Raw genomic sequence first — 5,891 nt, forward strand, 5'->3', positions numbered from 1 at the left:
TTCCATCACCCGACGATCGTGCCACGCTATCGGCAGAATCCGCGCCCGCACTCAACGGGTGCACCAACGCCCTCATCGGGCGTGGGATCATAGAGTCGTCTGCGACTCTCCAGCAGCTGCCATTCCTACCGTGCCCCATCGCTGGAGAAGAATCATGACCTCACCCACCTCATCGACGCCACTCACCTCATCGACGTCACCCACCTCATCGACGTCATCATCGACGTCATCGCGGATTTCGCCTGATCCCACGTCCGAGCAGTGGACGACCTCCCCGGTGATCGACTGCGAACCCGTACCGGAAACGCTGGGTCGCGCTTCCTCTGCGCGCGGGCCGGCGTGTAAGACACCGTCTGCAGACACCCTGCGACGTCGCGCGCCTCAACCGCTACGGGCACATCGGCCACCCCTGTACCTTTGCGAGCCACCGCCGCCGAAATCGGCGGTGGTCTTCGCCGAGACGGCTTTGCGGCAGGTCATCGAGGTCATCGATCGGCGCAGGCCGGTCGCGCAGCTGCGCCCGTTGATGACGCCGGTGCTTGTCGATCGCGTCATCGCCCATGCCGGTGCCGCGCGCCGGGGAAGCGCGACCCTGCGGCGGGTTCGGCTGCGCTCCATAGACGCCGGAGCCGGCGACGTCGGTGCGGCGGAGGTGTTCGCGTCGTTCACGCGATCCGGGCGCGTCCACGCCGTCGCCGCCCGCATCGAAAGGTATCGAGACCGGTGGCGGATGGTCGCGCTGCAGATCGGCTGAGCGATCCGCTGCGAGGCTGCACCGCTACCTGCGTCCGCGGTCCTTGGCCTGCCGGCCGCGTTGACGGGCCGCTTCGCGACGTTCGCGACGGGTTCCGCCACCGTTCGCATCGGCGGGTTTTCCACCACCGGAGCGCTGGACCTCCACCGACCCGTCCTCCGACGGACCCGAATATGTCAGCGGTGGCGCGTCGTCGCCGGTTCCCTTGGCGCGCACCCCGGCCGGGGCCGCGGGCCGCCGCTTGGTGGCCACACCACCCTTGCTGGATTCTGCGGCCGCCGCTGCGGCAGCGGCGAACTCGGCCAGCCCGGGGGGTGTCGCCATCGACGAGACCGCCGGCGCCGGCGCGGCTTCGACACCCACGTTGAACAAGAAGCCGACGGACTCTTCCTTCATCCCGTCGAGCATGCCGACGAACATGTCGAAACCTTCACGGGCATATTCGACCTCAGGACGCTGCTGGGCCAGACCGCGCAGGCCGATACCTTCGCGGAGGTAGTCCATCTCGTAGAGATGTTCGCGCCACTTGCGGTCCAGAACGCTGAGCAACACGTTGCGCTCCAATTGGCGCATCGCGCCCTCTCCGGCGATCCCCTCGACCTCCTGCTCACGCTCGGCGTAGGCGCGTTCCGCGTCGGCGACCAGGCCGTCCAGCAGCTCTTGGCGGGTCAGTTCGCCCGGCTCACCGACAGCATCGGAGTCGATCAAATCGTGGTGGTCGATCCCCACCGGGTAGAGCTGCCTGAGCCCCTCCCACAGCTTCTCGAGGTCCCAATCCTCGGAGTAGCCCTCGGCGGTAGCGCCGTCGACATAGGCGGTGATCACGTCGATGAGCATCTTGTGGGCCTGCTCGGCCAGGTTCTCGCCTTCCAGCATGCGGCGGCGTTCTGCGTAGATGACCTTGCGCTGCTGGTTCATCACCTCGTCGTACTTGAGGACTTCCTTGCGGATGTCGAAGTTCTGCTGCTCCACCTGGGTCTGCGCACTCTTGATCGCGCGGGAGACCATCTTCGCCTCGATCGGCACGTCATCGGGCAGGTTCAACCGGGTGAGCAACGTCTCCAGCGTCGCGCCGTTGAAGCGGCGCATCAGCTCGTCGGCCAGCGACAGGTAGAAACGAGACTCGCCCGGGTCGCCCTGGCGGCCCGAGCGGCCGCGCAGCTGGTTGTCTATCCGTCGGGACTCATGGCGCTCGGTGCCGAGCACGTAGAGCCCGCCCGCGGCGCACACGTCCTTGGCCTCGGCCGCAACCTCCTCCTTGACCAGTGGCAGATCCTGGTGCCAGGCGGCCTCATACTCGTCGGGGGTCTCAATGGGGTCGAGGTTGCGCTCACGCAGGCGGCGGTCCAGCAGATAGTCAACGTTGCCGCCCAGCACCACGTCGGTGCCGCGACCCGCCATGTTCGTGGCGACGGTGATGGCCGCCCGGCGACCGGCTTCGGCGATGATGCCGGCCTCCTGCTCGTGGAATTTAGCGTTGAGCACGTTGTGCGGGATGCGCCGTTTCTGGAACTGGCGGGACAGGAACTCCGAGCGTTCCACGCTGGTGGTGCCGATCAGCACCGGTTGACCCTTCTCGTAACGCTCGGCGACATCGTCCACGACCGCGATGAACTTGGCTTCCTCGGTCTTGTAGATCAGGTCAGACTGATCGCCGCGGATCATCGGCATGTTGGTCGGGATCGGCACTACGCCGAGCTTGTAGATCTCGTGCAGCTCGGCGGCCTCGGTTTCGGCCGTTCCCGTCATGCCGGCGAGCTTGTCGTAGAGGCGGAAGTAGTTCTGCAGGGTGATGGTGGCGACCGTCTGGTTCTCGGCCTTGATCTCGACCTGCTCCTTGGCCTCGATGGCCTGGTGCAGGCCCTCGTTGTAGCGCCGGCCCATCAGCACGCGGCCCGTGAAGTCGTCGACGATCAGCACCTCGCCCTTGCGAACGATGTAGTGCTTGTCGCGTTCGAACAGCTCCTTGGCTTTGATCGCGTTGTTGAGATAGCTGATCAGCGGGGAGTTCGCTGCCTCGTAGAGATTCTCGATGCCGAGCTGATCCTCGATGAACTCCACACCGATTTCGTGCACGCCGATGGTCCGCTTCTTGATGTCGACCTCGTAATGGACGTCTGCCTTCATCATTGGCGCCAGCCTGGCGAACTCCGTGTACCAGTTCGATCCACCGTCGGCAGGCCCGGAGATGATCAGCGGCGTACGCGCCTCGTCGATCAGAATCGAGTCGACCTCGTCGACGATGGCGAACGTGTGTCCGCGCTGCACGCAGTCTTCGAGCGCAAGGGCCATGTTGTCGCGCAGATAGTCGAACCCGAACTCGTTGTTGGTGCCGTAGGTGATGTCGGCGTTGTAGGCCGCCCGACGCTCGTCTGGAGTCATCTGGGACAGGATCACGCCGACTTCCAAGCCGAGGAAGCGGTGCACGCGGCCCATCCATTCAGCGTCACGCTTGGCCAGGTAGTCGTTGACGGTAATCACATGCACGCCCTTGCCGAGCAGTGCATTGAGATAGGCCGGCAGCACCGCGGTCAGCGTCTTTCCCTCGCCGGTCTTCATCTCGGCGACGTTGCCGAAGTGCAGCGCGGCGCCACCCATCACCTGGACGTCGAAGTGGCGCTGACTCAGCACTCGCCACGCCGCCTCGCGGGCTACCGCGAACGCCTCGGGCATGATGTCGTCGAGGTCCTCGCCGTTGGCGAGCCGGTCCTTGAACTCGTCGGTCTTATCGCGCAGTTCGGCATCGGAGAGCTTCTCGATGTCATCGGACAGGGTGCCGACGTAGTCGGCCACCCCCTTGAGGCGCTTGACCATGCGGCCCTCGCCAAGACGCAGCAACTTCGACAGCACGCTGTTTCCTCGTTTTTCCTGTTTGCATTGATGGCACTCGTCAGCAGTGAGACGGACACCATCGTAGGCGACGCGTTGAATTCGCTGGTTGAGCGTGTCAAGCGCGCCGCACTTCACCCGAATCAGGCGCGCAACCCGTCGCCGTAGGTGCGGTTGCGCGCCGAGTCGAAGTCAGGACAGTCGGATCATCCCGTAGTCGTAGGCGTGACGCCGGTAGACCACGCAGGGCTTGCCGCTCTCCTTGTCGTGGAACAGGAAGAAATCGTGGCCGACGAGTTCCATCTCATAGAGCGCATCGTCGACGGTCATCGGAATTGCGGGGTGCTCCTTGGTGCGCACAATGCGCCCGGGCTCGTGGTCGTCAACAGCGACACTGTCCTGCGGGACGGATTCTTGCGCCGGCGGCGCGAAAGCGGCCGCGAGATGGTCGAGTGAAGTGGCTTCGTGCACCGACAGCGGCGTCTTGTCGCCGTAGTGGATCTTGCGGCGGTCCTTGCTCTTGCGCAGCCGGCTTTCGAGTTTGCCGGCGGCTGACTCCAGGGCGGCGTAGAAGCTGTCGGCGCAGGCTTCGCCACGCACCACGGGTCCGCGGCCGCGCGCCGTGATCTCTACGTGCTGGCAGTTCTTGCGCTGGCGCCGGTTCTTCTCGTGGTCCAGTTCAACGTCGAAAAGGTAGATGGTGCGGTCGAATCGTTCCAGGCGGGCCAGCTTCTCGACGACGTAGCTACGGAAATGGTCGGGAACTTCGACGTTGCGTCCTTTGACCACGACCTCGGCGTTGGGACTAGCGTCAGATGACGACTCTGCTGTGTTGCTGGGGTCGACCACCATCGTGCTGTCTGAATCCGCGGAATTAATTGACATACTTGGCAACTCGATTCTCTGTCGCGTTCGCACACGTGCGCGTGCCTGGGCAAATCAAGGAAATCGCGCCGGGGGCCATAGCTGATCGCGTCGCTCCCCGGAGCAAGGTGTCGAGTACTCACCTCCTACCGCTGGTCGCGATATCCGGCGCCTCATCGTACCGAGCGCTGCCGTGAATTGTTCACGGGTGGTTGGTGCCGACGGTAGTCGCTGTTCACCCAGTCGTGCCACAAATCCGACAGACTGTTTTGAACTCTTCATGTGCGATTAATTCCCGGGTAATCGGCTGGCCCGGGTCACGCATGCGCCAGCGCGAGTACCGCGACAACGTCGGCACCGGACGCGCGCAGAACGCCGACGGATTCGGTTGCCGTGGCCCCGGTGGTGACCACGTCATCGATGACCAGGACCGGACCGGCAACCGGTGCCGACAGCCGGATGCGCCCGGCGATGTTGCGCTGGCGATCGGCGCTGGACAGCCCGACCGAGTCGCGGGTAAAGGCGCTGAGCCGCAGCGCCGGGATAACCCTGAGGCCGCGGTGTGGCGCTGTTGCCGCACGGGCCATACGAGTGACCGGATCACCGCCGCGGCGCCTGGCCGCCGACCGTCGCGTGGGCGCGGGCACCGCCGTCAGCGGTGTGTCGAGAACTCCCCACCTGAGAAGTTGACCCAGCGCCGAGGCGATGGCGGCCGCGAGCGGTCTGATCAGATCCGCACGACCATGCTCCTTGACCGCGACGATCGCTGTTCTGCGGGCGCCTGCGTATCGGCCCAGCGACAGCACAGGCACGCCGGGATCGGACCGCGGAGTGATGACGTGGGGTTCGTCGGGACGAACCGCCAGTTCCTTTCCGCACGCCGCGCACCAGCCGGTGTCGGGGGCTCCGCAGCCACCGCACTGCCGTGGGAGGACAAGATCGAGCACGTATGCAGTGTGGGGCAAACCACCGACACCGCGGCGACGTGGCTGCCGGTGCCTGCCGTTTTCCCGCAGTTGGTCATTCCTGGTGTCCGGTAATCTCGACGGCGGAAGTGCGGGAGCTTTGCGCTGTCCAACTTTGCGTTGTTCAGACTTTGCGTTGTTCAGACTTTGCGCTGTTCACGGTGCGGCCAGGCCGAGGGGAAGAGGTTGCGATGGGTGATCCGGCACCGTTGCGCGTCGACACCCCGTCGCTGAACTGGGATCCCGCAGATGTCACCGTTCCGCCTGTGCCGCTAATTCCGGCAGGCCTCGATCCGATGAGCACGATGATCTCGGCGGTCCTGCCTGAGCTGGCCGTTCCACTCAGTACCGCGGTGGCAGATCTTCATGCACGCGAAGAACGCTTCGCGGCAAACCTGGCCGGAGCTCGCGGCGCGTATCAGTCCGCTGACGATGCCGGGGAGCACGAGATTCACGCGGTGAGCCAGCAAGGGGCGGTC

Annotated in this window: 6 protein-coding genes; 2 read left to right on the plus strand and 4 right to left on the minus strand. The window is 65.0% G+C overall.

What is annotated here, in order from left to right; genetic code table 11:
* Window positions 1–87: 87 nt before the first annotated feature.
* A complete protein-coding gene (locus ACPGXI_RS16945; protein ID WP_526655001.1) occupies window positions 88–363 on the minus strand; it encodes a hypothetical protein in 276 nt (91 codons plus the stop codon).
* An 82-nt stretch (window positions 364–445) separates the two neighbouring features.
* On the opposite strand from ACPGXI_RS16945, the gene ACPGXI_RS16950 reads away from it, so the two are divergent.
* Entirely contained in the window at window positions 446–754 is a 309-nt protein-coding gene (locus ACPGXI_RS16950; RefSeq protein ID WP_526655003.1) for an Rv3235 family protein, read from the plus strand.
* Between the two features lie 24 nt (window positions 755–778).
* Here the strand turns inward: ACPGXI_RS16950 and secA are convergent, their stop codons facing one another.
* The 3 genes from secA to ACPGXI_RS16965 form a co-directional block, all read right to left on the minus strand.
* Window positions 779–3,604 (minus strand): preprotein translocase subunit SecA, encoded by a 2,826-nt coding sequence (gene secA, locus ACPGXI_RS16955; RefSeq protein ID WP_526655005.1) that lies wholly within the window; start codon window positions 3,602–3,604, stop codon window positions 779–781.
* Window positions 3,605–3,775: 171 nt separating this feature from the next.
* Window positions 3,776–4,435, minus strand: a complete 660-nt coding sequence (hpf, locus tag ACPGXI_RS16960; RefSeq protein ID WP_526655015.1) for a ribosome hibernation-promoting factor, HPF/YfiA family — start codon at window positions 4,433–4,435, stop codon at window positions 3,776–3,778.
* 329 nt (window positions 4,436–4,764) lie between these two features.
* Window positions 4,765–5,394, minus strand: coding sequence for a ComF family protein (locus ACPGXI_RS16965; RefSeq protein WP_526655007.1), 630 nt, complete (start codon window positions 5,392–5,394; stop codon window positions 4,765–4,767).
* A gap of 209 nt (window positions 5,395–5,603) precedes the next feature.
* Between ACPGXI_RS16965 and ACPGXI_RS16970 the strand changes: the two genes are divergently transcribed.
* On the plus strand, window positions 5,604–5,891 hold a 288-nt coding region (locus ACPGXI_RS16970), incomplete at its 3' end, for a PE domain-containing protein (RefSeq protein WP_526655009.1).

It is taken from the genome of Mycobacterium sp. (assembly GCF_049608025.1).
Lineage (GTDB): Bacteria > Actinomycetota > Actinomycetes > Mycobacteriales > Mycobacteriaceae > Mycobacterium.